This window comes from Agromyces sp. NPDC055661, from assembly GCF_053618135.1.
Genome location: NZ_JBSHHC010000001.1, coordinates 856,605 through 883,327, shown reverse-complemented (window position 1 = coordinate 883,327; position 26,723 = coordinate 856,605). Strand labels below are relative to the sequence as shown.

General features: G+C 69.2%; 26 protein-coding genes. 11 read left to right on the top strand and 15 right to left on the bottom strand.

The features are described from left to right. Window positions 1-283 precede the first annotated feature (283 nt). The 3 genes from ACWGO8_RS04030 (at window position 284) to ACWGO8_RS04020 (ending at window position 4,905) form a co-directional block, all read left to right on the top strand. Window positions 284-3,421: an NPCBM/NEW2 domain-containing protein gene (locus ACWGO8_RS04030; RefSeq protein WP_452041840.1), complete on the top strand. Its 3,138-nt coding sequence runs from the start codon at window positions 284-286 to the stop codon at window positions 3,419-3,421. 119 nt (window positions 3,422-3,540) lie between these two features. Continuing rightward, window positions 3,541-4,332 (top strand): DeoR/GlpR family DNA-binding transcription regulator, encoded by a 792-nt coding sequence (locus tag ACWGO8_RS04025; protein ID WP_452041839.1) that lies wholly within the window; start codon window positions 3,541-3,543, stop codon window positions 4,330-4,332. 33 nt (window positions 4,333-4,365) lie between these two features. Then, on the top strand, window positions 4,366-4,905 hold the full coding sequence (locus ACWGO8_RS04020; RefSeq protein ID WP_452041838.1) for a dihydrofolate reductase family protein: 540 nt from the start codon (window positions 4,366-4,368) through the stop codon (window positions 4,903-4,905). Window positions 4,906-4,908: 3 nt separating this feature from the next. Here the strand turns inward: ACWGO8_RS04020 and ACWGO8_RS04015 are convergent, their stop codons facing one another. Further along, window positions 4,909-5,349, bottom strand: a complete 441-nt coding sequence (locus ACWGO8_RS04015; protein ID WP_452041837.1) for a VOC family protein — start codon at window positions 5,347-5,349, stop codon at window positions 4,909-4,911. Window positions 5,350-5,440: 91 nt separating this feature from the next. Between ACWGO8_RS04015 and ACWGO8_RS04010 the strand changes: the two genes are divergently transcribed. Beyond that, on the top strand, window positions 5,441-6,265 hold the full coding sequence (locus ACWGO8_RS04010; RefSeq protein ID WP_452041836.1) for an SDR family NAD(P)-dependent oxidoreductase: 825 nt from the start codon (window positions 5,441-5,443) through the stop codon (window positions 6,263-6,265). Between the two features lie 67 nt (window positions 6,266-6,332). On the opposite strand, the gene ACWGO8_RS04005 is transcribed toward ACWGO8_RS04010, so the two are convergent. Both ACWGO8_RS04005 and ACWGO8_RS04000 read right to left on the bottom strand, forming a co-directional pair. Then, window positions 6,333-6,755 (bottom strand): acyl-CoA thioesterase, encoded by a 423-nt coding sequence (locus tag ACWGO8_RS04005; protein WP_452041835.1) that lies wholly within the window; start codon window positions 6,753-6,755, stop codon window positions 6,333-6,335. Between the two features lie 5 nt (window positions 6,756-6,760). Continuing rightward, window positions 6,761-7,336 (bottom strand): dienelactone hydrolase family protein, encoded by a 576-nt coding sequence (locus tag ACWGO8_RS04000; protein WP_452041834.1) that lies wholly within the window; start codon window positions 7,334-7,336, stop codon window positions 6,761-6,763. A 117-nt stretch (window positions 7,337-7,453) separates the two neighbouring features. On the opposite strand from ACWGO8_RS04000, the gene ACWGO8_RS03995 reads away from it, so the two are divergent. Further along, entirely contained in the window at window positions 7,454-7,912 is a 459-nt protein-coding gene (locus tag ACWGO8_RS03995; protein WP_452041833.1) for a nuclear transport factor 2 family protein, read from the top strand. 16 nt (window positions 7,913-7,928) lie between these two features. Here the strand turns inward: ACWGO8_RS03995 and ACWGO8_RS03990 are convergent, their stop codons facing one another. The 3 genes from ACWGO8_RS03990 to ACWGO8_RS03980 are packed head-to-tail and all read right to left on the bottom strand — an operon-like array spanning window position 7,929 to window position 9,320. Continuing rightward, a complete protein-coding gene (locus ACWGO8_RS03990) occupies window positions 7,929-8,300 on the bottom strand; it encodes a hypothetical protein (protein WP_452041832.1) in 372 nt (123 codons plus the stop codon). 44 nt (window positions 8,301-8,344) lie between these two features. Beyond that, entirely contained in the window at window positions 8,345-8,674 is a 330-nt protein-coding gene (locus ACWGO8_RS03985; protein WP_452041831.1) for a YciI family protein, read from the bottom strand. 46 nt (window positions 8,675-8,720) lie between these two features. Further along, on the bottom strand, window positions 8,721-9,320 hold the full coding sequence (locus ACWGO8_RS03980) for a dihydrofolate reductase family protein (RefSeq protein ID WP_452041830.1): 600 nt from the start codon (window positions 9,318-9,320) through the stop codon (window positions 8,721-8,723). A gap of 262 nt (window positions 9,321-9,582) precedes the next feature. On the opposite strand from ACWGO8_RS03980, the gene ACWGO8_RS03975 reads away from it, so the two are divergent. Next, a complete protein-coding gene (locus ACWGO8_RS03975; RefSeq protein WP_452041829.1) occupies window positions 9,583-12,780 on the top strand; it encodes a glycosyl hydrolase family 95 catalytic domain-containing protein in 3,198 nt (1,065 codons plus the stop codon). Window positions 12,781-12,940: 160 nt separating this feature from the next. After that, on the top strand, window positions 12,941-13,291 hold the full coding sequence (locus ACWGO8_RS03970) for a metallopeptidase family protein (protein ID WP_452041828.1): 351 nt from the start codon (window positions 12,941-12,943) through the stop codon (window positions 13,289-13,291). A gap of 66 nt (window positions 13,292-13,357) precedes the next feature. Here the strand turns inward: ACWGO8_RS03970 and ACWGO8_RS03965 are convergent, their stop codons facing one another. The 4 genes from ACWGO8_RS03965 to ACWGO8_RS03950 form a co-directional block, all read right to left on the bottom strand. Next, on the bottom strand, window positions 13,358-14,779 hold the full coding sequence (locus ACWGO8_RS03965) for a DUF222 domain-containing protein (protein WP_452041827.1): 1,422 nt from the start codon (window positions 14,777-14,779) through the stop codon (window positions 13,358-13,360). A 33-nt stretch (window positions 14,780-14,812) separates the two neighbouring features. Continuing rightward, entirely contained in the window at window positions 14,813-15,046 is a 234-nt protein-coding gene (locus tag ACWGO8_RS03960; RefSeq protein ID WP_452041826.1) for a hypothetical protein, read from the bottom strand. 151 nt (window positions 15,047-15,197) lie between these two features. Continuing rightward, entirely contained in the window at window positions 15,198-16,514 is a 1,317-nt protein-coding gene (locus ACWGO8_RS03955; RefSeq protein WP_452041825.1) for a hypothetical protein, read from the bottom strand. A 113-nt stretch (window positions 16,515-16,627) separates the two neighbouring features. Continuing rightward, window positions 16,628-17,716 carry a parallel beta-helix domain-containing protein gene (locus ACWGO8_RS03950; RefSeq protein ID WP_452041824.1) on the bottom strand — a complete coding sequence of 363 codons (1,089 nt, stop codon included), beginning with the start codon at window positions 17,714-17,716 and terminating at the stop codon, window positions 16,628-16,630. Between the two features lie 123 nt (window positions 17,717-17,839). On the opposite strand from ACWGO8_RS03950, the gene ACWGO8_RS03945 reads away from it, so the two are divergent. From ACWGO8_RS03945 to ACWGO8_RS03935, 3 genes are read left to right on the top strand one after another with little or no spacing between them, the layout of a single operon-like run. Then, entirely contained in the window at window positions 17,840-18,193 is a 354-nt protein-coding gene (locus tag ACWGO8_RS03945) for a response regulator (RefSeq protein WP_452041823.1), read from the top strand. After that, complete coding sequence (locus ACWGO8_RS03940) at window positions 18,190-19,971, top strand: sensor histidine kinase (RefSeq protein WP_452041822.1); 1,782 nt, start codon at window positions 18,190-18,192, stop codon at window positions 19,969-19,971. The genes ACWGO8_RS03945 and ACWGO8_RS03940 overlap by 4 nt, the downstream gene beginning before the upstream one ends. Further along, a complete protein-coding gene (locus ACWGO8_RS03935; protein WP_452041821.1) occupies window positions 19,971-20,606 on the top strand; it encodes a response regulator in 636 nt (211 codons plus the stop codon). Before ACWGO8_RS03940 ends, ACWGO8_RS03935 begins: the two co-directional genes overlap by 1 nt. A gap of 92 nt (window positions 20,607-20,698) precedes the next feature. Here the strand turns inward: ACWGO8_RS03935 and ACWGO8_RS03930 are convergent, their stop codons facing one another. The 4 genes from ACWGO8_RS03930 to ACWGO8_RS03915 form a co-directional block, all read right to left on the bottom strand. After that, the gene (locus ACWGO8_RS03930) at window positions 20,699-21,253 is read right to left on the bottom strand and encodes a GAF domain-containing protein (protein WP_452041820.1); all 555 of its coding nucleotides are present in this window, start codon (window positions 21,251-21,253) and stop codon (window positions 20,699-20,701) included. Window positions 21,254-21,276: 23 nt separating this feature from the next. After that, window positions 21,277-22,482 (bottom strand): serine hydrolase domain-containing protein, encoded by a 1,206-nt coding sequence (locus tag ACWGO8_RS03925; RefSeq protein WP_452041819.1) that lies wholly within the window; start codon window positions 22,480-22,482, stop codon window positions 21,277-21,279. Between the two features lie 130 nt (window positions 22,483-22,612). Continuing rightward, window positions 22,613-23,509 (bottom strand): SDR family oxidoreductase, encoded by an 897-nt coding sequence (locus ACWGO8_RS03920; RefSeq protein WP_452041818.1) that lies wholly within the window; start codon window positions 23,507-23,509, stop codon window positions 22,613-22,615. 32 nt (window positions 23,510-23,541) lie between these two features. Further along, window positions 23,542-24,417, bottom strand: coding sequence for a sigma-70 family RNA polymerase sigma factor (locus ACWGO8_RS03915; RefSeq protein ID WP_452041817.1), 876 nt, complete (start codon window positions 24,415-24,417; stop codon window positions 23,542-23,544). Window positions 24,418-24,523: 106 nt separating this feature from the next. Between ACWGO8_RS03915 and ACWGO8_RS03910 the strand changes: the two genes are divergently transcribed. Then, window positions 24,524-24,946, top strand: coding sequence for a nitroreductase family deazaflavin-dependent oxidoreductase (locus ACWGO8_RS03910; RefSeq protein WP_452041816.1), 423 nt, complete (start codon window positions 24,524-24,526; stop codon window positions 24,944-24,946). Window positions 24,947-24,976: 30 nt separating this feature from the next. Here the strand turns inward: ACWGO8_RS03910 and ACWGO8_RS03905 are convergent, their stop codons facing one another. Further along, the gene (locus ACWGO8_RS03905; RefSeq protein ID WP_452041815.1) at window positions 24,977-26,719 is read right to left on the bottom strand and encodes an ABC1 kinase family protein; all 1,743 of its coding nucleotides are present in this window, start codon (window positions 26,717-26,719) and stop codon (window positions 24,977-24,979) included. Between the last annotated feature and the right edge of the window lie 4 nt (window positions 26,720-26,723).

Here is a 26,723-nt window from a genome sequence, read left to right as displayed (position 1 = left end):
TGGGGGTGGGTTTTCGGTTTACGCCCCACCCTTTGTGGTGGGGTTTGGTTTGTTTGTTTTGGGGTGGGGGTGTCTGCCCCCCGCCCCGGGGGGGGCGGTGGGGGGGGGGGCACCCCGCCCACCGCTGTTGATCGGAACAGCGACCCGACCTGATCGATACCGATCGGAACATTGACCGTCCTGATCGCGTCTCCCTAGCCTGTCGCCCGGGGCGGCCCCCGAATGCGGGCCATGAGTCAAGGGAGAACACGTGCAACGTCGCACACCCAGGCGGACATCGGCGATGACAGCCACGCTCGTCACCGGAGTATTGATCGGAGCAGGGCTCTCGGCGATCGCCGCCGGGCCCGCGAATGCGGAGGCGCCGACCGGCGAGGTCTTCGTCTCGGACCTGTCGTGGGTCAACGAGTCGAACGGATGGGGGCCGATCGAGCGAGACTCCTCCAACGGCGAGGCGGGTGCGGGCGACGGACGGACCATCACGATCGGAGGCGTCACCTACGCGAAGGGCATCGGCATGCACGCGACCGGTGCATTGTCGGTCGAGCTCGCGTCGAACTGCAGCGCCTTCAGCGCGTTCGTCGGCCTCGACGACGAGGTGACCAGCGGGATCGGTACCACGCGGTTCCAGGTCTACGGCGACGGCACGCTCATCGCCGAGACCGCCGTGCTCACCGGCAACGACGCTCCCGTCGAGCTGACGGCCGACCTGTCCGGCGTCGAGACCCTGCGCCTCGTGGCCGACGAGGCGACGAACGGCAAGAACTTCGACCACGCCTCCTGGGGCGACGCGAAGCTCGTCTGCGCGGACGAGGAGCCCGAGGAGCCCGTCGTCGTCGACGCGTGGCGACTCGACGGGCCCAAGGGTTCGCCGCTCGACGCGGAGCTCACGCTCGACTCCGCCGGCCGCGTGGCGCTCGACGTGACCGACGACGCGGGAACGACCGTGGTGTCGGCGACCAGGCTCGGCCTCGTCGGCAGCGACGGCGACTTCCGCTCGGGCCTTTCGTTCGTCGACCGCGCCGACGCGAAGGTCACGGACTCGTACACGATGACGACCGGCAAGGAGCAGCGCCGCGACTACACGCACGCCGAATCGGTGTTCACCTTCAAGAACGAGGCGGGCGGTCGGATCGCGATCGCCGTGCGCCTGGCCGACGACGGGGTCGCCTACCGCTACCTCATCGATGGCGACGTCGAGCACCGGGTCGACGACGAGTCGGGCTCGTGGGTGTTCCCGACCGACGGCGCCGCATGGATGCAACGGTCCTACGCCGTGAACTACGAGGCCGAGTGGATGACGACCACTGCTGCCGCGGCGAACGGGACCAGCTCGGTCGGCTATCCCGCGCTCTTCCAGCAGGGTGGGCAGTACGTGCTGCTCACCGAGTCGGACGTGCACGGCGACTACTCGGGCTCGCATCTCGCGCACAGCCCCGGGTCGCTGTCGTACGGCGTCGACCTCTTCCAGGGCCAGCCGGTCACGTCGTCGGGCGATCTCTCGACCCCGTGGCGCGTGGCGATCGTCGGTGGCCTCGACGGCGTCGTCGAGTCGAGCCTCGTCGACGACCTCGCCACGCCGAGCCTGCTCGACCCGAAGGACGACGACTGGATCAAGCCGGGCGTCTCGAGTTGGAGCTGGCTCACGGACTGGAGCAGCCCGAAGGACGAGGCGCGTCAGCGCGACTTCGTCGACCTCTCGGCTCGGATGGGCTGGGAGTACGTGCTGCTCGACGAGGGCTGGGATGCGAGCTGGGTGCCCCGCACCGTGCGCTACGCGCACTCGAAGGGCGTGGACGTCATCATGTGGTTCCACAGCCGTGACCTCCGTACGCAGGAGCAGCGCGACGAGTGGCTGCCGAAGCTCGCGTCGTGGGGTGTGAGCGGCATCAAGGTCGACTTCATGGACTCCGACAGCCAGGAGATCCACCAGTGGTACGACCAGGTCGCGGCCGACACGGCTGCCAACCACCTGATGATCAACTTCCACGGGGCATCCCTGCCGACGGGACTCCAGCGCACCTGGCCGCACATCATGGCGTACGAAGCGGTGCGCGGTGCTGAGAACGGCATCAACCCCGAACGCAGCCTCATCGTGCCGTTCACGCGCAACGTCGTGGGATCGATGGACTGGACACCCGTGACGTTCTCGCGCGGCAACGGCAACTCCTCGAAGGCGCACGAGGTCGCGATGGCGATCGTCTACGAGTCGGGCTGGCAGCACATGTCGGACAAGCCCGAGGCGTACGCCGCGGAGCCGAATGCGGTGCCCTTCCTGCAGAACCTGCCGGAGTCGTGGGAGGCTACGAAGCTCATCGGTGGCGCGCCCGGCTCGAACGTCGTGCTCGCCCGGCAGTCGGGCGACCGCTGGTTCGTCGGCGGCATGCGTGCGGGGTCCGGCGCCCCGCTCGAGCTGCCGCTCGCGGAGTTCGGCGCCAAGAAGCTCCTCGTCGACCTGCTGACGGATGACGGGGCGAACGGCTCGGCGACGAAGGCGTCGACCGTCGCGGCATCCTCCAGCGACGTGCTGACCGTGCCGACCGCGAGCAACGGCGGATTCGCCGCCGTGATCTGCCCGGCGAAGCCGCATCGCGACACCTGCCTGGAGCCGGTCGAGCCTGCGCCGGCGGTCGACCTCGCGGTCGAGCCCGCCGACGGCCAGGTGCAGCCCGGCACGCCCTTCGAGGTGACGGCGGCGTTCTCGGTCGCCGACCGCGAGGTGCGCAAGGTCGTCATGACGCCCAGCGCACCCGATGGGTGGACGGTCGAGGGCGGGGAGGTCACGGCCAAGCGACTCGCCGCGGGCGAGGTGCTGGAGGCGACCTGGACCGTCACGCCGACGGCCGATGCCGGAAGCGGCACCGTCGAGATCCCGATCACGGCGGAATACCGCGATCGCAACCGCCCGTTCACCGCGTCGAGCCAGGCCACGGTCTGGGTCACGCCGCCCCCGCTCGACGGCACGGCGTACATCTCCGACCTCGAGTGGATGGCGCAGTCGAACGGCTACGGTCCCATCGAGCGCGACCAGTCGAACGGCCAGGCGGCCGGCGGCGACGGTCGGCCCCTCGAGATCGACGGCGTCACGTATGCGAAGGGCGTCGGCATGCACGCGACGGGCTCGCTCACGACGTGGCTCGGGGGCACCTGCTCGGCGTTCGATGCCCTGGTCGGCATCGACGATGAGGTGCTCGAGACGCCGGGCGAGAGCGGAATCGGCTCGGTGCGCTTCCGGGTCCTCGGCGACGGCGTGCTCCTCGCCGAGACCGCAGTGCTCACGAACGACGACGCGGCCCTGCCGCTCCACGTCGACGTGACGGGCGTGCAGAGGCTGGAGCTCGTGGCGCACGAGGCGACGAACGGAAAGAACTTCGACCACGCCGACTGGGCCGACGCGAAGGTCACCTGCAGCGCCGGCTGACCCCGAGCGGTCGGGCGGGTCCACGCGATCCGCCTGACCGTCAGCGGGTGCCGACACCCGCGACGGCGTGGAGTGTCGCGCATAGGCTGGAGTGGCAGCTGGACGATGGGGAGAGCGCAGTGTTCACAGACGAACGCCGGCAGGTGATCCTCTCGGCGCTCGCGGTACACGGGTCGATCTCGGTCGTCGATCTCGCCCGCATGGTGCGATCCTCCGAGATCACGGTGCGTCGCGACCTGAGAGCGCTGGAGGAACGGGGCCACCTGGTGCGGCACCGGGGCGGGGCATCCGTGGGGCGTTCGGTCATGGACGAACCCACGTACCGGGAGAAGACGGTCGTCGCCGCCAGGCAGAAGCTCGCGATGGCCGCGCTGGCCGCCGAGCTCGTGGACGACGGCGATGTCGTCATGCTCGGGGCCGGCACGACCACGCAGGCCGTCGCCACCCGGCTGGTGCGACGGCGCCTCATGGTCGCGACCACCTCATTGCTCGTCGCCGATGCACTCGCGGATGCCCCAGACGTGGAAGTGCTGCTCATCGGCGGCATCCTGCGCGGCAACATCCGTGCGGCGATCGGCGGCGAGGCCGAGCGGGCCGTCGCTCGGCTGCGATTCCAGACGGTATTCCTCTCGGGCAACGGCCTCACGGCCGCCAACGGCCTGAGCACGCCGAACATGCACGTCGCCAGCCTCGACCGGGCCTCGGTCGACGCCGCCCAGCGGGTGGTGGTGCTGACGGATCACACGAAGGTCGGGATCGACTCGATGATGCAGACCGTCCCCACCGAACGCATCGACGTCCTGATCACCGACGACGAGGCCGATGAAGGCGAGTTGCAGCGGCTCTCGGCGGCCGGGGTCGACGTCCGCGTCGCACGATCGGATGCCGCGGCCGCAGTCGAGAACGGCTAGCCACCGGCCGCCGTCCACGGGACACTGGGGCGTATGGGCAAGGTGACGATCTCATTCGAGATGACGCTCGACGGGGCATTCGACCAGATGGACCAGTGGTTCGACGAGAACGATGCGGGGGTGCAGCGGGCGTCGGATGAACTCGTCTTCGGCGCCGACGCGGTGCTGCTCGGGCGTGAGAGCTACGAGTTCTTCCGCGAGTACTGGCCGAAGCAGACCGATGACCGCGGCTTCGCGGCGCACTACAACGCGCTGCCGAAGTACGTCGCATCGAGGACGCTGACCGGCCCGCTCGACTGGAACGCGACCCTCATCGAGGGCGACGTGGCCGAGGCGGTGCGGGGCCTGCTCGGCCAGTACGACTCGATCATCTCGCACGGCTACGGCAAGCTCGCCGCCGAGCTCGTCGACGCCGGCCTGGTCGACGAGATCCACGCGGGCATCCACCCGTTCCTCGTCGGCAACGCGAAGGACCGGCTGCGCTCGCCGCATCCGGTGGGCCTGCGCCTGCTGAGCCTGGAGACCTACGAGTCGGGCATCATCGCCGCGAGGTACGCGCCGGCTGAGGGCTGACGCTCACCCGATTCGCTGGGCCAGCGCGACGATGATGCCCGCGGGCCCGCGCAGGTAGCAGAGCAGGTACACGTCTTCGTAGTTCGCCACCTCGCCCAGCGGCTCGCTGCCGAATCGGCGCAGTCGAGCGACAGTGTCCTCGAGGTCGTCGACGGCGAACATGACGCGGTGCAGCCCCAGCGTGTTCGGCGCGGGGGTGGCGGGTGCGGGCCAGGATGCCTCGGGCGCGAGGTACTTCGTCAGTTCGACCCCACCGTGGCCGTCGGGAGTCCGCATCATGGCAATCTCGCTGCGGACGCCGTCGAGTCCGACGGTCTGGTCAGGGACCGGTCCCTCGACGACCTGGCGTCCCTCCAGCTCCATGCCGAGCTCGGTGAAGAACGCGATCGCCGCGTCCAGGTCGTCGACGACGACGGCGACGTTGTCCATGCGCTGGATGGTCATGGGTTCGAGCGTAGGCACCGCCCCCGACACTCGTGCAAGTGCAACCCGAGGGTTGCGCGAATCCGAGACTAATGCAACCATAGAGTTGCACATGATTCAGGAATGGAATGGAGGCGGCGCGATGCTGCTGGAGGACAAGGTGGCTGTGATCCACGGCGGTGGCGGCTCGATCGGAGCGGCTTCAGCTCGAGTGTTCGCGCGCGAGGGGGCACGGCTGTTCCTCTCGGGGAAGAGCCTGCCGAGGCTGGAGGCTGCGGCATCCGCTGCCCGGGCTGAAGGGGCCGAGGTCTCGATCGCCGTCGTCGACGCGATGGACCAGGCCGCGGTCGACCGGCACGTCGACGAGGTGGCGGATGCCGCGGGCCGCATCGACGTCGCCCTGAACGCGGTGGGGTTCGACCACGTGCAGGGCCTGCCGATCGGCGAGACGTCGCTCGAGGACTACCTGCACCCCGTGGTCGGGTACCTGCAGACGAACTTCGTCACGGCGAAGGCCGTGTCGCGGCACATGATCGCGCGGGGGAGCGGTGTGATCCTCACGATCTCGACGCCCGGTGCCCGGCTCACCGGTCGCGGGCTCATCGGCAACGCCGCGCAGTCGGCTGCGCTCGAGGGCTTCTCGCGGGCGCTCGCCGGCGAGCTCGGCCCCGACGGGGTGCGCGTCGTCTGCGTGCGGCCGCACGCGATGTCGGATGCGCTCGCGACCTCGTACACGCGCGAGATGTTCGGCCGCATCGCCGACGCCGGCGGGATTCCTCGCGACGAGTGGTTCAGCGGTCTCGCCGGCATGACGTTGCTCGGCCGGCTGCCCGTGCTCGACGAGGTCGCGGAGTACCTCGCGTTCGCGGCATCCGATCGCGCGGCTTCGATGACCGGCGCGATCGCGAACCTGTCGGCCGGCGCCCTCGTCGACTGAGGCTCCGGTCATCGAGTAGCGCCCGCCGAGGGCGGACGCGTCTCAAGACGCGGCGACCGCTCCTGCCTCAGTCCCCATCCTCGAAGAACAACGCCGCATGCTCCTCCGGCCAGTCCGTCGCCCGACGCGTCCGCGCGTCGACGTGCGCCACGACCATGAGGCACGTCGCGACGGTCGTGCCCGCGGCATCCGTCATCGTGCACTCGATCATCGCGTCGGGGCCGCGGAATTCGCGCACGAACGAGGTGATGGTGATGTCCTGGTCGGCCCCGACCGACTTGATGAAGTCGATCTCCATGCGCCGGATCCAGGTCATGAAGCCCAGCGTGCCGAGCGTCGGGAGGTCCCAGCCGGCGTACTTCGCGAGCCCCTCCATGCGGTGGTCGGTGAAGTACCGGGCGTAGTTGCCCGTGCTCACGTGCTGGAACGGGTCGAGCTCCGAGAAGGCGATGCGGTGAGTCGTCTCGTAGACGACCGGCCTCCTGGCCATCGGGATCAGCCGATCCGCGCGAGGAACTCCAGCACCCGCTGCGTGAGGAGCCGCGCCGCGTCGGCGTCGTAGCTCGGCAGGCTGGAGTCCGCGAAGTAGTGCTGGTCGCTCGCGTAGAGGAAGAGCCCCGCGTCGTCGGCGGATGCCACGAGCTCACGCGCGGCGTCCACGTCGCCTTCCTCCATGAAGATCGGGTCGGCGTCGCCCCCGTGGATCTGCACCGGGACGCCGGCCGGCCACTCGCCGAACTCCGACGGCGGGAGGCAGGAGTAGAAGAACAGCGCGCCGCGCGCGCCGGCGCGGGTCTGCGCGAGCATCTGTGCGGGCACGACGCCGAGCGAGAAGCCGCCGTACACGAGCTCGTTCGGCAGCGACTCCGCTGCGCGCTCGCCGCGCGCCATGATCTCGTCCCAGCCGACCTCCTTGGCGTAGCCGACGCCCTCCTCGATCGTGCCGAAGGTGCGCCCGTCGAACAGGTCGGGCGTGTGCACCGTGTGGCCGGCCTCGCGGAGATGGTCTGCGAAGGCGTGCAGGCCATCGGTCGGCCCGAGCGCGTGATGGAAGAGCAGTACGTCAGCCATGTGGTTTCATCCCTCGATCGAGTCTGTCGCCGAACGCTCGAAACCTACTCGGTCGGACCGACACTGTCGACGGGTGGACAGGGGCTCACCGGCACGCCGCTCTGTCACACTGGAATCGTGACTCCGGAGGAGCGCCGCGACGCGAGCGTCGTCATCGACCGGCTCGCGGAGGCGATCGACGATCACGACCTGGATCGGATGGTCGCGCTCTTCCACCCTGACTACGACAGCCGGCAGCCCGCGCACCCAGGCCGTGCGTTCGTCGGTCGCGGGCAGGTCCGCGCGAACTGGGGCGCGATGTTCGCCGGCGTGCCCGACTTCTCGGCCGAAGTCGTCCGCTCCGTGCAGGACGGCGAGCTGAACTGGTGCGAGTGGGCGTGGCACGGCACCCGATCGGACGGACAGCCGTTCGAGGTTCGCGGCGTGACGCTCTTCGAGATCCGCGACGGGCTCATCGTCGCCGGGACGCTGTACGTGGAGGACGTCGAGCAGGAGCCGGTGAGCATCGAGGACGCGGTCGAGGGCCTGTCGGGCACGCGCCCCGCGCGCCCCGCGCGACCCTCGCAGCCCGAGTGACGCCGCGGGCGCGCCCTCAGCTGAGCGCGACCAGCAGGCTCAGTACCGCAAGCACCGTCACGACCGGCGTCATCACGTACCGCTCGGGCTTGCTGCGCGAGATCGCGTTGAGCGGGATGCCGATGACGAAGTACGCGAACACCACCCACATGCCGACCGTCGACACGACGTCGGGCACGACGTCGATGAGCCCCACACGGTCGAGCGCCAGCACCGCGATGATCGCGTAGATCACGATCGAGACGAGGCTGCCGATCCGCAGCCTGCCCGGGAGCACGCGGTGCTGCCCGCCCCAGGCGAAGTGGCCGAGTGGCGCCCCGAGTGCGAGCGCGAGCTGGAACACCGCGAGCAGGCTCAGGATGACGACGAGGGCGATCGCAGCGGGCACTCCGCGAGCCTATCGGCGCACGCGCCGCCGAGGCATCCGCTCGCTCACACCTCGAGGAACGGGCGCACCTCGACCCGGCGGTTGCACGCCTTCGAGCCCGCGGCCATGAGCTCGAGCGCGACGTCGAGGTCGGGCGCCTCGATGATCCAGAAGCCGGCCATGTGCTCCTTCGACTCGATGAAGGGCCCGTCGGTGAACACCGGCTGCTCGCCGCGGCCGTCGATGACCGTCGACGTCTCGGGCGCGGCGAGACCGCCGGCGAACACCCAGTGGCCACCCGCCCTGAGCCGGTCGTTGAACTCGTCGATCGCGACCATCTCCTCGTCGGTGCCGGAGTTGGTCTTGTCGTCGATCACGGAAACCAGGTACTGCATCTCACACCTCCTGAAACCAAGGACATTCTCTCCGCGTCGCGCGAGCTCACGCGTACTGCGGGCGTCCGCCGGGCCGGTACGTCTGCACGGTGATGCCGGTCGGGAACGTGCGCGACTCCAGCAGCTCGAGCGCGAAGTCCTTGCCCGTCTCGGGGAACAGCCGCGTGCCCGCGCCGACGATCACCGGGCACACGATCAGGGTCATCTCGTCGACGAGCTCGTGCTCGAGCAGCCAGCGGATCAGCTGCCCGCTGCCGTGCACCTGCAGCTCACCACCCGGCTGCGCCTTCAGGTCGCGGATCGCCGCCTCGAGATCTCCCGAGAGCACCGTCGTATCGGCCCACTGCGGGTCGGTGATCGTGTTCGACGCCACGTACTTCGGACGCGAGTTCAGCGAGCTCACGAACGGGTTGTCGAAGTCGTCCTGCACACCCCAGTAGCCGGCGAAGAGCTCGTAGGTCCGTCGCCCGAACAGGAACGCGTCGGCGCGCAGGTAGTAGTCGCCGATGTAGCCGACCGACTCCTCGTCGCCGAGCGGCAGCGCCCACCCGCCGCGGTCGAAGCCCGGGTCGAGCTCGGGGTTGTTCCCGCCGTTCGCCTGCATCACGCCGTCGACGGTGATCTGCGTGTTGGTGATCAGCTTCATGATCGTGGTCCTCTCGCGTGGCGCCCACCTTGGGCAGCCTCTCACCATTGCTACGAACACGGATGCCGCGATCGGACAACCTCGGCGAGAAAAGTCCGCGCGGTTCGGCGACACCCGTATCGCCGGCACGATCTGACGACGGCCAGGCGGGGCTATACATCCGATCTTTCATCCGACATCATGGGTTGAGTTCGCGCTTTTCCGAACGAAACGCGAACATCTGTCGCGAAACACCAGATCAATGATGCTCCGGAGGGTCCCTATGCTCGAACGCGAACTCCCGCGCCGTCGCGCGCTCCAACTCGGCGGCCTCGCCGTGCTCGCCCCGTTCATCCCCCAATTCCTCGCAGCGCAGCCGGCTGCCGCAGCGGTCGCCGGAGGCTTCGCGAGCGCCGCCGGCGGTGGCATCCCTCAACCCGAACTCTCGCCGAAGGCGCTGTGGTACGGCGCTCCGGCGACGGACTGGGAATCGCAGGCGCTTCCCATCGGCAACGGCCGACTGGGTGCGATGCTCTTCGGCAACCCCGACGAGGAGGTCGTGCAGTTCAACGAGCAGAGCCTGTGGGGCGGCGTCAACGACTACGACAACGCCCTGGCGGGCCAGCCCGACGGCGCCTTCGACACCGGCATGATGGGCTTCGGCTCGTATCGCAACTTCGGCACCCTGAAGATCGCGTTCGGCGCCCGGCCCGAGGTGACGTCGCCGGGCGGGCCGTACCAGATCTCGGGCTCCGAGCGCCTCGAGAACACCTACGACGGCAGCCCGAGCACGAAGTGGTGCATCATCGGGCCGCCCGCACACGTCATCTGGCAGGCGCAGCTGCCGACACCGGCGGTCGTCACCTCGTACAGCTTCACGAGCGCGAACGACGTGCCCGCGCGCGACCCGCAGGACTGGACCGTGCTCGGATCGAACGACGGAAGCACCTGGTCGACGCTCGACACGCGCTCGGTCGCGCCCTTCGAGCAGCGACTGCAGACCAAGACCTTCCAGTTCCAGAACGCGACCGCGTACCGCTTCTACCGCATCGACATCGTCCCGAAGGCGGGCGTCAGCCACTTCCAGGTGGGCGAGATCGCGCTCGGTGGCGTCGACCTCGCGCAGGGCGGCAACGTCTACGTCTCCTCACCGAGCGGCCACGAGGCATCGCTCGTGGGCAGCATCGACGGCGAGGCATCCACCGTCTGGCAGGTCGACGACGCCGGCGACGGTGCGATCTGGCAGCTCGAACTCGGATCGAAGCGAGCACTGACGGGCTACGCGCTCATGAGCGCCGTCGACGAGCCGGCGTTCGATCCCAGCGCCTGGACCCTCGCCGCGTCGAACGACGGCGTCGCTTGGCAGACGCTCGACGCGAGGAACGCGGTGACCTTCGCCGGGCGCGGCGAGACGAAGGCGTTCACCTTCTCGAACAGCACCGCGTACACGTTCTATCGGCTCACCTTCACCGCGCCGGGCGCATTCCGGCTCGCGGGCGCCGCCTTGACGGGCAGCGGCTTCGACACGCGGAGCCAGCGAACCATCGTCGCCTACCGCCGGGCGCTCGATCCGACGGTCGGCGTGCACACGACGCACTTCGCGACCGTTGCGGGCAGCGTCCTGCGCGAGGCGTTCGCGAGTCGCGAGTCAGATGTCGTCGTGCTGCGGTACACGAGCGACGGTGAAGCGGGCCTCACCGGGACGCTGACGCTCGCGTCGGCGCAGGAGAACGCGCCGTCGACCGCCGACGTCGGCGCTCGCCGGCTCGGCTTCGCCGGGACGATGGGCAACGGACTGCAGCACGCGGCGACGGTCCGCATCCTCGACACCGACGGTGAGGTCACCGCGGCGAGCGGCGGATTGCGGGTGGCCGGGGCATCCGTCATCACGATCGCACTCGACGCCCGCACCGACTACAAGCTGAGCGCCGCCGACGGCTGGCGCGGCGACGCGCCGCAGCCCGGCATCGACGCCGCGCTCGACGCAGTGGCGGGTCGCGCCTACGACGAGCTGCGCGATGCGCACGTCGAGCAGGTGTCGGCGCTCATGTCGCGGGCTGCCGTCGAGTGGGGCCAGACGGATGCCGCGGTGCTCGCGTTGCCGACGAAGGCGCGGCTCGCGCGGTACGGCGCAGGCGAGCCCGACCCGACGCTCGAGCAGGCGATGTACGACTTCGGCCGATACCTCCTGCAGAGCTCCTCGCGGCCGGGCGGCCTGCCGGCGAACCTGCAGGGGTTGTGGAACCAGAGCAACCAGCCGGCGTGGGCGAGCGACTACCACACGAACATCAACGTGCAGATGAACTACTGGGGCGCCGAGACCACCGACCTCCCCGAGTCGCACGAGGCCCTCATCGCGTTCGTGCAGCAGGTGGCGGTCCCGAGCCGGGTCGCCACCCGCAACGCCTTCGGCGCCGACACCCGCGGCTGGACGGCGCGCACCTCGCAGAGCATCTTCGGCGGCAACGCGTGGGAGTGGAACACCGTCTCGAGCGCGTGGTACGCGCAGCACTTCTACGAGCACTGGGCCTTCACGCAGGACAAGCGGTACCTGCGCGATACCGCCTACCCGATGATCAAGGAGATCTGCCAGTTCTGGCAGGACCGGCTGAAGGAGCTGCCGGACGGCACGCTCGTCTCGCCGAACGGCTGGTCGCCCGAGCACGGCCCCCGCGAAGACGGCGTGATGCACGACCAGCAGATCATCTGGGACCTCTTCCAGAACTACCTCGACTGCGCGGACGCGCTCGGGATCGACGACGAGTACCGGGCGACGATCGCCGACCTGAAGTCCCGGCTCGCGCCGAACAGGATCGGCAGCTGGGGGCAGCTGCAGGAGTGGCAGGCCGACCGCGACGACCCGAACGACATCCACCGCCACACCTCGCACCTGTTCGCGGTGTACCCGGGGCGGCAGATCACGCCCGAGACGCCCGAGTTCGCGGCCGCGGCGCTCGTCTCCCTGAAGGCGCGGTGCGGCGAGAAGGAGGGCGTTCCGTTCACCGCGGGCACGGTGTCGGGCGACAGCCGCCGCTCGTGGACCTGGCCGTGGCGCACGGCGCTGTTCGCTCGCCTCGGCGATGCCGAGCGTGCTCGCATCATGCTGCGCGGCCTCCTCACCTACAACACCCTGTCGAACCTGTGGTGCAACCACCCGCCCTTCCAGCTCGACGGCAACTTCGGCATCACCGGTGCGATCGCCGAGATGCTCCTGCAGAGCCACGACGACGTCATCCGACTGCTGCCGGCGCTTCCCGACGACTGGGCGCCCTCGGGCTCGTTCACCGGGCTGCGCGCTCGCGGCGGCTACTCGGTGAGCTGCGAATGGCGAGACGGCAGGGTCGTGTCGTACGACGTCGTCGCCGATCGTGCCGGGAACATGAGCAACGTGACGGTGCTCGTCAACGGCGAGCGACGCAAGGTGAAGCCCGCGAACCCGAAGAACGGCAAGCCGATGCGCGAGCTCGGCGCCGCGAGCTGATCGTGTCGGCCTGACCTGGGTGTCGGCCTGACCTGAGCGAGCGGATGCCTCGCCGAAGACCACTTCTCGGCGAGGCATCCGTCAGCCACGCCCACTTCGCGTGGTTTCGCTCAGCGCGAATGAGCGATCCCGCCCGTTGTCGCGCACGCACAATTGGGACATGGTCGAGATCTCCGACGACGACTTCGAGCGCATGGTCGGCGAGGTGTACGACGCGCTGCCCGACGACATGGTGCGCGGACTCGAGAACGTCGCGATCCTCATCGCCGACCAGCCGCCGGGACAGTGGCCGCGGCTCTACGGGCTCTACAGCGGGCGCCCGCTGAAGACGCGCGGGGTCTACGGGTACGGCGAGCTTCCCGACCGCATCACGCTGTTCAAGAACAACATGCAGGCGCGCAGCGAGGATCTCGACGCGTTGCGTGCTCGGGTCCGCATCACGCTCGTGCACGAGATCGGCCACTACTTCGGGCTCGATGACGCCCGGCTCCGAGAGCTCGGCTGGGCGTAGGGGCACCGCGCGGCATCCGCGTCATCGGGTCGGGCCGTGTCGGCAGGAAGCTGAGCCCCGTCACCTTCACGCCGCCTGGCGTCGCTGCAACTCGAAACGGGCCCGGCCACCCAGTCGTGGGACCTGCGCCGGGTCGACGTGCGGTGGTGGGATGAACCACACCTCGCTCGTGCCCGGGCGAATCTGCCACCCCTCGCGGTGGATCATGTGATGGCAGAAGCTGCACAGCAGGACCCCGTTCGAGAGATCGGTCGGGCCGGTATCGCGATGCCACCAGTCGATGTGATGCGCTTCGACGTACGCGATGTTCTGGCCGCAGGAGGCGCATCCGCCGTCGCGCTCGCCGAGGGCGAGCCGTTGCGCCCTGGTGAAGAGCCGGGCGGCCCTTCCGAGATCGAGCGGGAGGCTGTCGCCACCGAGGACCGCCGGGATCAGTTCCGCGTCGGCCGCCATTCGGCGCGCCGTGCCGGCTGAGATGGGCTGGTCGTGCCCATCGAGCTGCGCGTGTCCCACCCCGCTGACGAGGGCATCGAGGTCGACCCGCACGACGACCGTGGTCTTCGCGAGCGGCGTGAGGGTCTGCGTGCAGCCGAGCGCGTGGCGAGCCAGCGCCGCGAGCGCGTCGGCCTGGATCTGCGGGATCGACCGGTGGTCGTCGACGACGGGGCGGGAATCGCCGTCTCCTGGCTCGCGTCGCCGGAGCACGTCGCTGACCAACGCCTCGATCGCCGCCTTCACCGGGGCAGCGCTCTCGGGGTCGAGGCGAGCGTGCAGGTTGACCATGCCGCGTCCGTCTTCGCGCATCGTGAGTGAGCGCTCCATTCGCAGCAGCTCCTCGCGGGGCTCGACTCCGTCGGGATCGAGCCGGGCCTCCGCCTCCCGCACTCCGCGAACGAGCGTCTCGAGCGGCACCGTCGCTGCCAGGTCGACGAGCGCCGCCTCGACGAGGTCGATGCTGCCCACCTCGGCCCTCGTCGCCGCCCGGTCGAGCATCGAGGTGATCGCGGAGGCGGCCTCGATGCCGATCTTCGCCGCGTCCAGGGCAGCAGCGACATGCGGATGCCGCGGTGGCAGCCGCTCACCGCTGAACGTCTGCCGTTGCGCCGTGGCCGCGCCCACCGCGATCAACTTCGCAGCGTCGGACCGGGATGCTCCGGTCGACGCGGCGATGAGTCGCACCGGGTTGTGGAATCCCTGGGCCTTCGCGAGTCCGACGTCGCCGAACTCCCGCCCGGATCGTTTCGTCACCTCGGCCGCGACCCTCGCGAGCATGACGTCGACGTCTCGCCGAACGATCGCGAGCGCATCGGTGACCTTCACGAGCCCGCTGTCGCTCATCTGCTCGACCTCGGCCTGGGCGCCTCCACCGATGACACCCATCATCGCCGGCAGGGAGCCGGCCCACGCCTCGCACAGCGCCGCGACGTCGCGCTCGAGTGCGGCGAGCGGCAGCGGCAGCGGCTGCTCGAGCTGCGGGCGGTGGTCCATGCTTCGATCCTGCACCCACCCACTGACATCCGATCACACGCAGAAATCACCGATGATCAGGTATTTACCTGTGGATGATTCGACCCGACATCCGCCTGTGGAGGACAAGTCGCGCGGCGTCGATCTCCCCGTCCCGGCTACGGCGGTCGCGATGATGAGACGGAAGGCGCCACAGCCGCGACTCCCGAGCACCCGGATCACGCCTTCGGCCGGATTGCGCACCACCGCCATGGAGATAAGCGGCACATGCCCTTCAGGACCGTACACGTCGCCGAACCGCTGGGACGAACACCGTACGCCGGAAGGGGATCGCCGATACCACCCCACAGCGTCACGCCCGGCCCGATCGGGACGACGGTGCGCCACCACTGTCACCGTCGACCCGGTCGTCTGGTTTCCCCGGGGGGCGCAGCGAGGCTCAGACAGATGACTGCTGGCCCAATCCGTTCGCAGCGGTGGTACCGTCCTCGTTCTTGTCTGAGGACGGAACGCGGTCCAGTACGAGTTGCGCCTGACGATCGATCAACCTGGTGAACGCCTCTTGGGAGACTCCGAAGACCACTGCCCATGCGGCGATCTCCTGCTGGCTCGAGATGGTGAAACTGTCGATGAGCTGCAGCAAGAGAAGGGCGAGCACCGCTGTGAGTGCACCGATCGGGAGCTTGACCAGGATCGACCAGAGCGGGACCGCGTACGGAAGGCCCGACCCCCTCAGATGCCGAATTCCGATGGCGCCGACGACGGCAGCTCCGACGATCCCGAACATCTCGACGACCGCAACGTCACCTGGGGAAGGAGTGCTCCCCCCGGTCGGGCACACCGGTTTCGCCGCATCTGCGTTAGCCACCCAGCACAGGTTGATCCATTCGGGGAACATCCACCCCACGACTGCAACGGCCAACGCCACGCTCAGCACGGTCAGGCTCGTGGCGACCAGGATGTTGCGAAAACTCCGGACCTTGCGGTGCTGCTCAGCGCTGACGGCGTGTGCGGCGCGTAGCGCGACGGCGGCGCGCCGCATGCTTCCTGGCCTGAGGCTGATGGACTGCTCCTTGGGGAAGGCGTCGCCAACGTCGGCGAGTGCGACGAGACGTGCATCGTCCGACTTCAGCCGCTGCTTCACACGCTCGCGCGTGTCGTCTAGCAGGGCGAGATTCTCCACGAGGTCGGCCGTCGACCGAACCTGCAGGACCTCGGCGCGATGAATCGCGAGCCACACCCGGTCGAGATCGCTTCCTCGCCAGACGGTGAGCAACCGCCGTGGAAGGCCCGGTGGATGCGATGCGATGGCGTCTGCCGAACTCAACGCCGCACGAATCGCTGCCACCGTTTCGGTCGACGCGTTCGACTCGACCGATTCGACTGTGAGCTCGAGTTCCCGGATCCGATCGATCGCTGCGATGCGCCAGGAAGCGAGCGGCTTCCGTTTCTCGGTCAGCGGCTGCGCGACTGGGCGGGGTGACCCGGAGGGCCATGCCTGGCGGCCGTCGCCGCGGGCGCTGCCAGTTCTTGGCCGGTCGCTCGTTGGAGTCCCCGGGGCAGCGCCAGCCGGCCTCTCAGTTTGCGTCGGGGTTACATCCGTCCCGATGGAGACGTCTTCGACGATTCCCGAATCGCGCCACCTCGCCATCAGGTCTGCCAGCGATCGGATGACCCGGGTCAGAGCCAGGCCGAGTCGGGCCAGAGTCCTGCCGAGGAAGGTTGCGGGTGGCTGCAGTGCGTTCGCCGCGTTCATGGGAAGGGACCTTTCATGTTCGTTCACGTGTCGGTGTTGGGACGCGTTGGTCTCTCACGCGCAGTTCGCACGACCAGCGTCGCCAACATCGTTTTGGTGAGGCGTGCTGATACTCAGTTGCATGCAGGCAGCAAGGACGGCCACGTCCTCGCCGATCGCGAGACGTCGAAGCACGTCGTTCCGCTTCCGTCCCAGATGACGTCGGCGGCGGGGAATGGCGCGAGCCGAGGATCGGGATTGGACCCGTTCCCACGCGTCACGTTCTCAGAGACCACTCCGTCATCGGGCACCGGATCCACCGCCGGATCGAGTGCAGCGTATGCGGGCGGGAGAGAGACGACGCCGATGCCAGCGCTCGCGTTGCCGGACACGGTGTTGCCGATGACGCGCACCCGATCGCCGGCGACGTTCAGGAAGCCGACTCCCCCGGGCAGTGCACTGAGCAGCTCGTCCGGCTCGATGACCGGGTTCTGGCGCCGGTTCCCGGAGAAGGTGTTGTCCTCGATCAAGACGTCGTCGGTCGCCTTGACCGGGCGACCCGGAATGGTGAAGACGATGGCGCCGATCGCATTCGCAGTTGCGACGTTACGGCGCACGGTGATGCGACTGGCCAGTTCGACCTCGATGCCGACAGTGTTGTCGTGGACAACGTTGGCGTCGATCATGATGTCGGTCGATTGCCCGATATAGATGCCGGAGTCGCGTGCGCCCGACACCTCGTTGTGGTCGATCCTGCCGTCGGTGCTCGCGATCGGGAAGATCCCGTAGAGCGGATTGTCGACGTAGCGTCCGCCAGTCAGTCGGAACCCGTCGACACCGCGGAGGAGAACGCCACTCAGCGTGTACCCGCGGATCTCGAGGCCGCTGAGCGAGAAGCCTGCGAGCCGACTCCCATCACTACTGCGCACTCGGATCCCGACCGGCGCAGCGAGGCCCGTTCCGTCGAGCAGCGCACCGTTCTCCCCGACTATGGTCAGGTCGGACTTCGTGACGTGAACCGCTTCACGATAGACACCTGCCGGGATCACGACGGTGTCACCCGGAGCTGCCGCGTCGATGGCGGCCTGGATGGTCGTCGTGACGACGACGTTCGTGTTGGCGGCCGCCGGCAGTGCTGGACCGACCACGAAAAGGCTGGTTGCCGAGAGCGCAGCAACCGCGATGGCGGCCACGCGCGGGTGGCGGGGCATGGAGATGGACATGGTGAACCCCTTCTGTTCGTGCTCCTCTCACGGTGGCGGGGTATGCACTCGACGGCCTCCCTGAAATCATTGACTTCCATCGCATTTCCTCGCTGACGGTCGCTCCCGATGTGAGAATCAAGCGTGGCCAGGACCGTGCTCCTCGTTGACGACCACGGCGGGTTCCGCCGGATGGCTCGACTTCTGCTGGAGAGCGCGGGGTACGTCGTCGCCGGTGAGGCCGGTTCTGCTGCAGCAGCGATCGACTCGGCGCGTCGGCTCGACCCCGACCTGGTGCTGCTCGACGTCCTGCTGCCCGACGGCAACGGTGCTGACGTGGCCGTGGTGCTCGCCAACCTTGCCCACCCGCCGGGTGTCGTCCTCACATCGAGTTATCCGGGTGGTGGGCTTGGCCCCCGTCTGCAGCGCATCCCCGTGCTCGGCTTCGTCCAGAAGGACGAACTCACCGCTGCTCGTCTACGGGAGTTGTTCGGATGAGCCTGGAGGAGGATCAGAACCGGCAGACGTCCCTCGACCGACCCTCGCTCATCCTTCTCGCCGCCACCATCGTGATGCTCGGCATCGACGCCTGGGTGGTGGCCACGATTCCGTATCGAGCTCCCGTGAGCTCCGTGGTGCGTGAGTCGCTGTTCATCCTCGCGTGGATCGGCGTGGGTGCCGTTGCTTTGTGGCTGCGCCGTGCGCTGTTGGCGCGTCGAATTCTCGCGTTCGCCCTCGTGCTTGCGGCCGATCTTGCCGGTTCATTCAGGCTCGTGAGCGACGACGTCCTTGTGCGTCTGCCCTACGTTCTCGTCGCCGTTCTGGTCCCTTTGCAGATCGCCTTCGCGGGACACTTGCTCTTGTCCTACCCGAGCGGGCGGCTGCCAGATCCGATGGCCCGGCGACTCGTGGCAGCGGCCTACGTCGTGGGTGGGCTCCAAGGCCTCTGGCAATGGCTCACCTTCGTCCGAACTACCGACTGCGCTTCGTGCGTGCGGCCATTGGAATGGATCGAGGTCAGCGAGGCTCTCGAGCGGGCGGTCTCGAACACATTCTTCGGCGTCTGGGCGTTGCTCGCCGGGTGCTTCATCGCAGCGCTGGTCGGACGTTACCGGCGGGCGGGCCGCCGGGAGCGCGGACTCCTCCGCCTGCCGTACTTGTCGATCATCCTCTCCGCGGTCATGTTCGGAGGGCTCTCGATCGTCGCCGCGGTGCAAGGCGCGCGAAGCGTCTGGACGATGTCGACCGAGGCGCTCGTCGCGTTTCAGATCGTTGTGCTTCTCGGGGTGCCGCTCTGCTTCCTGATCAGCCTCTTGCACGAGCGGCTCGCGTATCGCCCGATCGGCGAACTCGTGGTGAAACTCGCCGGCGGCGCCGATGCCGATCTCGAGCGTTCGCTCTCCGTCGCGCTCCGGGATCCCCAGCTCACGATCGCATTCCCCATCGACGACGGCTTCGTCGATGCGCGGGGCCAGCGAGTACCGCGTCCCGAGGCGGATGAGCGTACAACGGTGACGCCCGTGAACGACGGCGACGGCCACATGCCGATGGCTTTGATCCGACATGACCGCTCGCTCGACGACGAACCGGCGCTGCTCACGGCCGCTGGGTCTGCCACACGGCTGATCCTCGAGAACGCTCGACTTCAGGCGGAAGTGCGCGCACAACTGATTCAGGTCCGGGATTCGCGCGCGCGTATCGTCTCGGCGACGAACGCTGCTCGCGTTCAGCTCGAGCGCGACCTCCATGACGGTGCGCAGCAGCGACTTCTCGCGATCGGCATCGCACTCCAGCTCATCCGGCAGCAACCGGGCGACCCTGCACTGCTCGACGCGGCCGAGTCTGAACTCGGGAGTGCCCTCGCCGAATTGCGCGATCTCGCGGCCGGCATCCACCCCGCCGTCCTCACCGATCTCGGTCTCGTGCCGGCGTTCGAGGAGCTGGTCGCCAGGCTCGGTGATCGCGTCCGGCTCGACGTCGTTCCTGAGGTCCGCCGGTGCTCGTCGGGCATCGAGGCCGCCGCGTATTTCGCCACCAGCGAGGCGATCACGAACGCCCTCAAGCACGCTGGGCCGTCGTCGGTGGCGGTGACCGTCGCGCACAGCGACGACTGGCTCATGATCCGGGTGTCTGATGACGGACCTGGTGGCGCGGACCCGAGCGGTTCCGGGCTCCTCGGCATCCGCGATCGGCTGGCGGCCGTCGACGGCGCCCTCAGCGTGGTCAGCCCGCTCGGGCGAGGGACGCAGCTCACCATGGAGCTCCCGTGCGCTTGATGGTGGTCGATGACAGCTTGCTCGTCCGAGAGGGACTGATTGCAATGCTGTCCGCCCGCGGGCACGAGATCGTGGAAGCCACCGACAATGCGGCGGCCGTCCCCGCGCTCGTCCAAGCCCGAGCGCCCGACCTCGTCATGCTCGACATCAAGATGCCGCCGACCTACACCGACGAGGGACTTCGGCTCGCCGCGGGTATCCGCCGCCAACACCCCGGGGTCGGCGTGCTGGTGCTCTCGCAGTACCTGGTCGGCTCGTACGCGACCCTGCTCCTCGAGCACTCCCCGGAGGGAGTCGGCTACCTCTTGAAGGACAACGTCCTGCGGCCCGATTTGCTCGACGACGCGATCAACCGCGTTGCCGAAGGTGGAACCGTCGTGGATGCGATGCTCGTGGAGCGGCTGGTGGACGCGAATTCCTCACTCGCAGCTCTGAGCGAGCGGGAGCGGGTGGTGCTGGGACTCATGGCAGAAGGCCTCTCCGACCGGGGCATCGCCGAACGGCTCACGGTCAGCCTCGCAACGGTCTACACCCATGTGCAGCACGTCTTCACCAAGCTCGACCTTCCAGCCACGTCATCCGACAACCGGCGGGTACGCGCGGTCGTCGCGTATCTGTCGGCCCGGCACGGCTGATCTCGTATTCAGTCGAGCAGCCCCGGGCGCCGGGAGTCGCTCACCTCTGACTGAACGCCGAAAGGAAGTTGCTTCAGTGCACCCCGAACCAGCTACCCCCGCCGCTCGGCAGCCCAAGCCCGCCCGAGCGCCCCGAGCGTCTCACCGACCAGCGCCGCGAACTCCCGGATGTTCGCTTCGTCGGATTCGTCGAAGTCGCGGCCGCCGCTCTTGTCGCTGAGCTGCAGGATGCCGTGCTTCCGACCGTCGTCGCTGTAGACGCTCGTGGCCAGCCATCCCCGCATCGGCGGGTGGGCGTCGGCGAACGCACCGAAGCCCTCGTAGAGCGGATGCGACAGCACCTCGGCATGGGTCAGGCGGATGACCTCGCCCGGCGGGATCCTCATCCCGTGCAGGCCGGCGCCCCTCGGGTCGACTCGGAAGTCACGGAACGCCGCGTACTTCTCGCTCATGCTGAAGTACTTGCGGGCCTCCGACGATTCGTCGCCGATCCAGAGTTTGACGGCCGCCAGCTCGGCGCCGGTCAGCGCGCGGGCGATGTGGCAGGTGCGGCGCAGCAGCGCGTCGAGCCGAGCGGCGAACTCGGGCTCGAGCGAGGGATCCGCCAGGATCGGCGTGATCTCGATCCCGATCTCACCGGGCTCCATTGCACCAACCTAGCGCGCGCTTCCTACCGGGCGCAGTCACTGCTCGACGTGGCCGCCACCGACTCCGGCAGCAGCGGCAGCAGTGCCTTGACGACCTTGGCGAACTCCTCGCCGGTGCCGCCGTCGCCATTGCCGACCAGGGTGAGCACGGCGCCCGAGCCGACGAAGTACTGCACGTGCGCGCCATATCCCGGCTCGGCGCCGCTGTGGCCGAGGTCGAGCGGGCATCCGGAGTCGGGGTCGAAGTGGACCAGCACGCCGAGCCCGTACCCGTATCCCTCGGGCATGGTGCCGGGGGCCCGGTCCTCGACGCGTGCGGCCTGCAGCTCGGGGGTGAGCTCGTACCCTTCGCCGAGCGCGACGCCCCAGGTGTGGAGGTCGTCGATCGTCGAGAGCATCGCGCCGGCCGCCCAGGCCTCGTGGTTGGACCAGTCTGTGGTGTCGGTGGGCTGGGGGAGCTGCGGGCAGAACCCGGAGTACCCGCGGTTCAACGGCTCCGCCAGCAGGCCGTCGGGAGCGAAGCGGCTGCGCGTCATCCCGAGCGGCTCGAGCAGGTGCTCGTCGATGAGCGTGCCGAGGTCGGTGCCGGTCGTCCGCTCGAGGATCCGGCCGAGCAGGAAGGTGTTGAAGCCCGAGTAGTTGTCGCCCTCGCCGGGGGCGAAGTCGGTACGCGGGGTCGACGCGCCGATCGCGATCATCTCGTCGGGCGTGATCGTCGAATACGGATCGGCGCAGATCCGGTCGATCTGCGCCTGGCCCGGGCTGCCGATGCCGCTCGACATGTTCATGATCATGCGCACGGTGATCTCGGATGCGAGCGGGAAATCGGGATACCACTCGTCGATCGTGTCGTCGAGGCTGAGTCCGGCCTCTCCGTCGCCGATCACCTGCAGCGCGACCATGCCGACCAGCGTCTTGGTGATGCTCCCGATCTTGGACTGGTTGGCGCGGTCCATCGGCTCGTTCGAGGCGAGGTCCGAAACGCCCCGGGTCGCCACCCACTCCGCCTCGCCGGGGACCCAGAGCCCGACCGTCACACCGGGCATGCCGGATGCCGCGAAGCCGTCGTCGAGCGCGTCCTCCAATTGCGCCCGCACGTCGGCATCGAGCGAGGCAGCAGCAGTAGTCGGCGGCGACGAACCATCGGCCGCCGGCGTCGCGACGCATCCGCTCAACACCAACGCGGCGATCGTCGCCACCGTGACGACCGCCCATCTCGAGTTCCGCATCGCAGGCCCCCCCTCGGCGTCATTCGCGACACTACGCCGCGGGCGCTCGGCGCTGCCGAAGGGGTCCGCCCCACTTGTGGGGTCGATCGGCGTCAGGGCCCCCGATCCAGGCCGGCACCTCGCGCCGAGGTCAGCGGCCGACCCGCAGATCGCTCCATCCGAACCCGCCGGCCTCGGGAAGCGCCCCGCGAATCTGCGCCGCAGTGAACATGCGCCGCGGTCGCAGGTCGTCGGGCACGGATGCCGCGGGCGGCGCGGCATCTGTCACGCCCTCGGCCAGCATGCGCACCTGCGCCTTCGAGACGAGCGGCACCTTCATCGTCCACTCGGCGACCTGCGCGAGCGCGTACTGCGCCCACACCGGCCACGGCACGACGACCACACGGCGGTCGACGACGGATGCCACGCGCCGCACGGCTTTCGACAGCATGAGCTGTTCGGCGCCCACGACCGCGACGGTCTCCCGCGGCATCCGCCCGTCGACCGCGGCTTCGAGGATGTCGGTGAGGTCCTCGATCGGGATGGGCCGGATCGGCAGCTCGCGGAACCCGACGGTCGCGAAGACCGGGACCGTCTGCACGGTGTGGCTGAGGTGATCGATGAGGTGGTCGCCGCGGCCGTAGATCATGCCGGCCTTCAGGATCGTGTAGTCCAGACCGGAGTCGCGGATGAGCTCCTCGGCCGCCCACTTCGACTCGTGGTACGGCGACCCGCAGTCGGGCCGCGCCCGCAGGAAGCTCAGCATGATGACCTTGCGGACGCCGGCCCGCTTCGCGGCCTCGATCACGTTGGCGGTGCCCTCGATGTGCACGCGCTCGTAGGTCTGGTCGCCGATCTCGCGGTTGATGCCGGCGCAATGCGCGACGACCTCGCAGCCCGCGAACGCCGCGGTGAGTGCGTCGACATCGCCGGTGTCGACGCCGGTGCGGCGCGAGATGATGACGGATGCCTCGGGCCCGAGTCGTTCGGCGAGGTGGCGTCCGACGAATCCGGTGCCGCCGGTGATCGCGGTGCGGGGATGGGTCACGTCGCGAGTCTAGGGTTCCTGCGAGTGCGCCCTCACCGCACGTGCCTGAGCTTCATGGGGTTGCCGACGCCGTGGATGGCGGAGATCCCGTCGTCGGCGAAGTCGAGCGCCAGCACCGACACGACGCGACCCCGGCGGCGTGCGACGACCCCGGGTTGCGCGTTCACCTCGGCGACCTCGAAGTCGAGGCCGAGTCCGCCGACGCCGGCGAGGAACTGCCGGGCGACCGATTCGGCGCCGACGACCACTTCGGTCGGCGCCTCGGGGTAGATGCCGCCCGAATCGAAGTGGCCCGTGGCATCCGCTGCGAGCACCGCGACCAGGCCCTCGAGGTCGCCGTCGGATGCCGCGGCCGCGAATCGCTGGGACAGGAGGCGCGCGGCGGCGGGATCGACAGCGAACCGGGCGGCGCCCTGCGCGGCGATCCGCTTCCGCGCCCGCGACGCCGACTGCCGCGCGCTCGCCGGGCTCACCCCGAGGACGTCCGCGATGCGGTCGAACCCGAGGTCGAAGACGTCGTGGAGGAGGAACGCCGTGCGCTCGGCCGGCGTGAGCTGCTCGAGCACGACGAGCAGCGCCATGCGGACCGAGTCGTCGAGGGTGACGCGGTCCTCGGGGAGCGTGCGCTCATCGGTGACGATGGGCTCGGGCAGCCACGGCCCGATGTAGGCGCGGCGCGAGTGCTCGTGCGCTCGCAGCCGGTCGATCGCGAGCCGCGACGAGACGGTGACGAGCCAGGCGCGCGGGTCCTCGAGCGGCGCGGCGGCCGGATCGTCGTCGCGGGCGAGGAGGCGCAGGTAGGTCTCCTGGGTGACATCCTCGGCCTCGGCGACGGAGCCGAGCACCCGGTAGGCGACGTCGCGTACGACGTGCCGGTACTCGATCCACAGGTCGGCGAACTCGGTCATGACATGGAGACGATCCACCCTGCACGAATGTGACGCAAGCGCTGAGGTCGAGAACAGATGCCGCGTGCGGATGTCACATCGACCACGGTTCATCCGTCTCCTCTGCATGAACGAGACCTCCGAACAGTCCCGAGCCCCTGAGCCGCGCGTCGCCGGCGGGCCGCCGCGCCGGCTCGTGGATGCGACCGCGCCCGTCGCCCGCGCCCTGGCAGGACGGCGGTGGGTGCCGCTCTGGGCACTCATTCGTCATCGGGGGCGGCGCAGCGGCACCGCGTACGAGACGCCCATCGCGGTCGTGCCGACGTCGGATGCCGCGATCGTGATGATCGGCCTGCCGTGGGGCGTGAAGACGAATTGGGCGCGCAACGTCGTCGCGGCGGATCGGGCTTCGCTTCGCTGGAAGGGACGCGACGTCGAGCTCGTCCATCCGCGGATCGTCGACGGCGCGGAAGCGGAGCGGCTCGCGAAGGCGCCGTTCCGTCCGGTGCTGAAGCGCTTCCCGGCGGCGATCGTGCTCGACCGGGTGTGATCGCGCGGCATGGTTCCCCGAGCGCGACGTTCAGCGCGGCCCGCGCCGCCGGCCGAACAGCCCGGCGAACACGGCGTGCAGGAACGGGATCACCGACAGCACCATCAGCGTGATGCCCCAGACCGGCTCGTCGTTGCGGAGCAGGACGCCGCCGAGGAACAACCCCACGAACAGCACCGCCGAGACGACCCGCTGCGCCGCGTTCTCGAGTCGCACCATCCGGTGCTCGATCTTCGGTGAGCTCGCGACCACGCGCCCTTCCTCGATGCGGGTCGCGAGCGCGTCGACGCGCTGCGGCAGCCCGGCGAGCGTGCCCGCGTACGACAGCGCCTGCTGCCCGAGCGCCTGCACGAAGTTGCCGCGCTCGTCGCGCAGGAGTTGCGCGGCGTAGGGCTCGACGGCGTCCCACATGTTGAAGTCGGGGTCGAGCGAGCTGCACATGCCCGAGGTGAGCGACATCGCCCGGATGATCAGCAGGAAGTTGTCGGGCAGCGTGAACGGCAGCGCCCGCACCACCTCGCCGAACTCGATCGCGAAGCTGCGCAGCTCGCGCTCGTCGACCTGTCGCACCTCGGCCAGGCCCATCCCACCGAACCGGGCGAACAGCTCGGACATCGCGCGCTCGAGCTCGGCCGTCTCGGCCGACGGCAGCAGGATGCCGACACTCCGGATGCTCTCGACCAGGCGCTTCCCGTCGCGCGCGGCGACGGCGAGCATGAGCTGCTGCAGGCCGCGGCGCAGACCGTCGGGCACCTCGCCCATCATGCCGAAGTCGATGAACGTGAGCCGGTACGCCGGTGACGGGCGGCCCGACGCGGCATCCGTGCCCCTCGAGGCCGGCGACGCGGCATCCGTCACCCGCTCGACCGGCGTGACGAAGATGTTGCCGGGGTGCGGGTCGGCGTGGAAGAAGCCGTCGCGGAAGAGCTGGTCGAACATGACGGTCGCGAACTGCTTCGCAACGGCCTTCGGGTCGATGCCCGCTGCGCGCAGGGCCTCGAGGTCGTTGATCTTGATCGCGGTCACGTCGGCGAGGGTCAGCACGCGGCGCGTCGTGCGCTCCCAGACGACCTCGGGCGCCGCGACGCGCGGGTCACCGGCGAAGCTCGCGGCGAACCGCTCGGCGTTGGCGGCTTCGTGCAGGTAGTCGATCTCCTCGAGGCTCGTGGTGGCGAACTCCTCGACGAGGGAGGGGACGTCCACGTGGTTCGCGACGAAGCGCACGCGGCTGAGCCATCCGGCGACGCGACGCAGCGCCGACAGGTCGACGTCGACGATCGTCTCGATGCCCGGTCGCTGCACCTTGACGACGGCCTCGTCGTATCCCATGTCGGCGGCGTCGAGCGGCGAGAGCGTGGCCCGGTGCGCCTGGCCGAGGGATGCCGCGGCGAGCGGTGTCGGGTCGAACGACGCGTACGCCCGCTCGAGCGGCATGCCCAGCTCGGCCTCCGCGAGTCGCCGGATCGCGTCGAAGGGCACGGGCGGCACCTCGTCTTGGAGGCCGGCGAGCTCGCGGGTGATCTCGGGCGGCAGCACGTCGAGCCGCGACGACATGTATTGACCGACCTTGATCATGAGGCCGCCGAGGTCGACCGCGAGCGCGTGGAAGCGCCGCGCGATCGTCGTCAGCCGCGCTTCACGCCCGCGTGCCGCGAACTTGCCCAGCCCGATCCGCGGCAGCACGAGCTCGTACCACCACGTCTGGACGATGTATCGGGCGGCGAATCGAAGGATCCGCCGGTAGCGGGCGCGAGTGTTCCCCACATCGGGCATCCTG

Excerpts from the sequence above, each read along its gene's own strand:
- ACWGO8_RS04030 (WP_452041840.1), top strand. The coding sequence starts at position 284 with ATGACAGCCACGCTCGTCACCGGAGTATTGATCGGAGCAGGGCTCTCG.
- ACWGO8_RS04020 (WP_452041838.1), top strand. The coding sequence starts at position 4,366 with ATGGGCAAGGTGACGATCTCATTCGAGATGACGCTCGACGGGGCATTC.
- ACWGO8_RS04015 (WP_452041837.1), bottom strand. The coding sequence starts at position 5,349 with ATGACCATCCAGCGCATGGACAACGTCGCCGTCGTCGTCGACGACCTG.
- ACWGO8_RS04010 (WP_452041836.1), top strand. The coding sequence starts at position 5,441 with ATGATTCAGGAATGGAATGGAGGCGGCGCGATGCTGCTGGAGGACAAG.
- ACWGO8_RS04005 (WP_452041835.1), bottom strand. The coding sequence starts at position 6,755 with ATGGCCAGGAGGCCGGTCGTCTACGAGACGACTCACCGCATCGCCTTC.
- ACWGO8_RS04000 (WP_452041834.1), bottom strand. The coding sequence starts at position 7,336 with ATGGCTGACGTACTGCTCTTCCATCACGCGCTCGGGCCGACCGATGGC.
- ACWGO8_RS03985 (WP_452041831.1), bottom strand. The coding sequence starts at position 8,674 with ATGCAGTACCTGGTTTCCGTGATCGACGACAAGACCAACTCCGGCACC.
- ACWGO8_RS03980 (WP_452041830.1), bottom strand. The coding sequence starts at position 9,320 with ATGAAGCTGATCACCAACACGCAGATCACCGTCGACGGCGTGATGCAG.
- ACWGO8_RS03975 (WP_452041829.1), top strand. The coding sequence starts at position 9,583 with ATGCTCGAACGCGAACTCCCGCGCCGTCGCGCGCTCCAACTCGGCGGC.
- ACWGO8_RS03970 (WP_452041828.1), top strand. The coding sequence starts at position 12,941 with ATGGTCGAGATCTCCGACGACGACTTCGAGCGCATGGTCGGCGAGGTG.
- ACWGO8_RS03965 (WP_452041827.1), bottom strand. The coding sequence starts at position 14,779 with ATGGACCACCGCCCGCAGCTCGAGCAGCCGCTGCCGCTGCCGCTCGCC.
- ACWGO8_RS03955 (WP_452041825.1), bottom strand. The coding sequence starts at position 16,514 with ATGAACGCGGCGAACGCACTGCAGCCACCCGCAACCTTCCTCGGCAGG.
- ACWGO8_RS03950 (WP_452041824.1), bottom strand. The coding sequence starts at position 17,716 with ATGTCCATCTCCATGCCCCGCCACCCGCGCGTGGCCGCCATCGCGGTT.
- ACWGO8_RS03940 (WP_452041822.1), top strand. The coding sequence starts at position 18,190 with ATGAGCCTGGAGGAGGATCAGAACCGGCAGACGTCCCTCGACCGACCC.
- ACWGO8_RS03935 (WP_452041821.1), top strand. The coding sequence starts at position 19,971 with ATGGTGGTCGATGACAGCTTGCTCGTCCGAGAGGGACTGATTGCAATG.
- ACWGO8_RS03930 (WP_452041820.1), bottom strand. The coding sequence starts at position 21,253 with ATGGAGCCCGGTGAGATCGGGATCGAGATCACGCCGATCCTGGCGGAT.
- ACWGO8_RS03925 (WP_452041819.1), bottom strand. The coding sequence starts at position 22,482 with ATGCGGAACTCGAGATGGGCGGTCGTCACGGTGGCGACGATCGCCGCG.
- ACWGO8_RS03915 (WP_452041817.1), bottom strand. The coding sequence starts at position 24,417 with ATGACCGAGTTCGCCGACCTGTGGATCGAGTACCGGCACGTCGTACGC.
- ACWGO8_RS03910 (WP_452041816.1), top strand. The coding sequence starts at position 24,524 with ATGAACGAGACCTCCGAACAGTCCCGAGCCCCTGAGCCGCGCGTCGCC.
- ACWGO8_RS03905 (WP_452041815.1), bottom strand. The coding sequence starts at position 26,719 with ATGCCCGATGTGGGGAACACTCGCGCCCGCTACCGGCGGATCCTTCGA.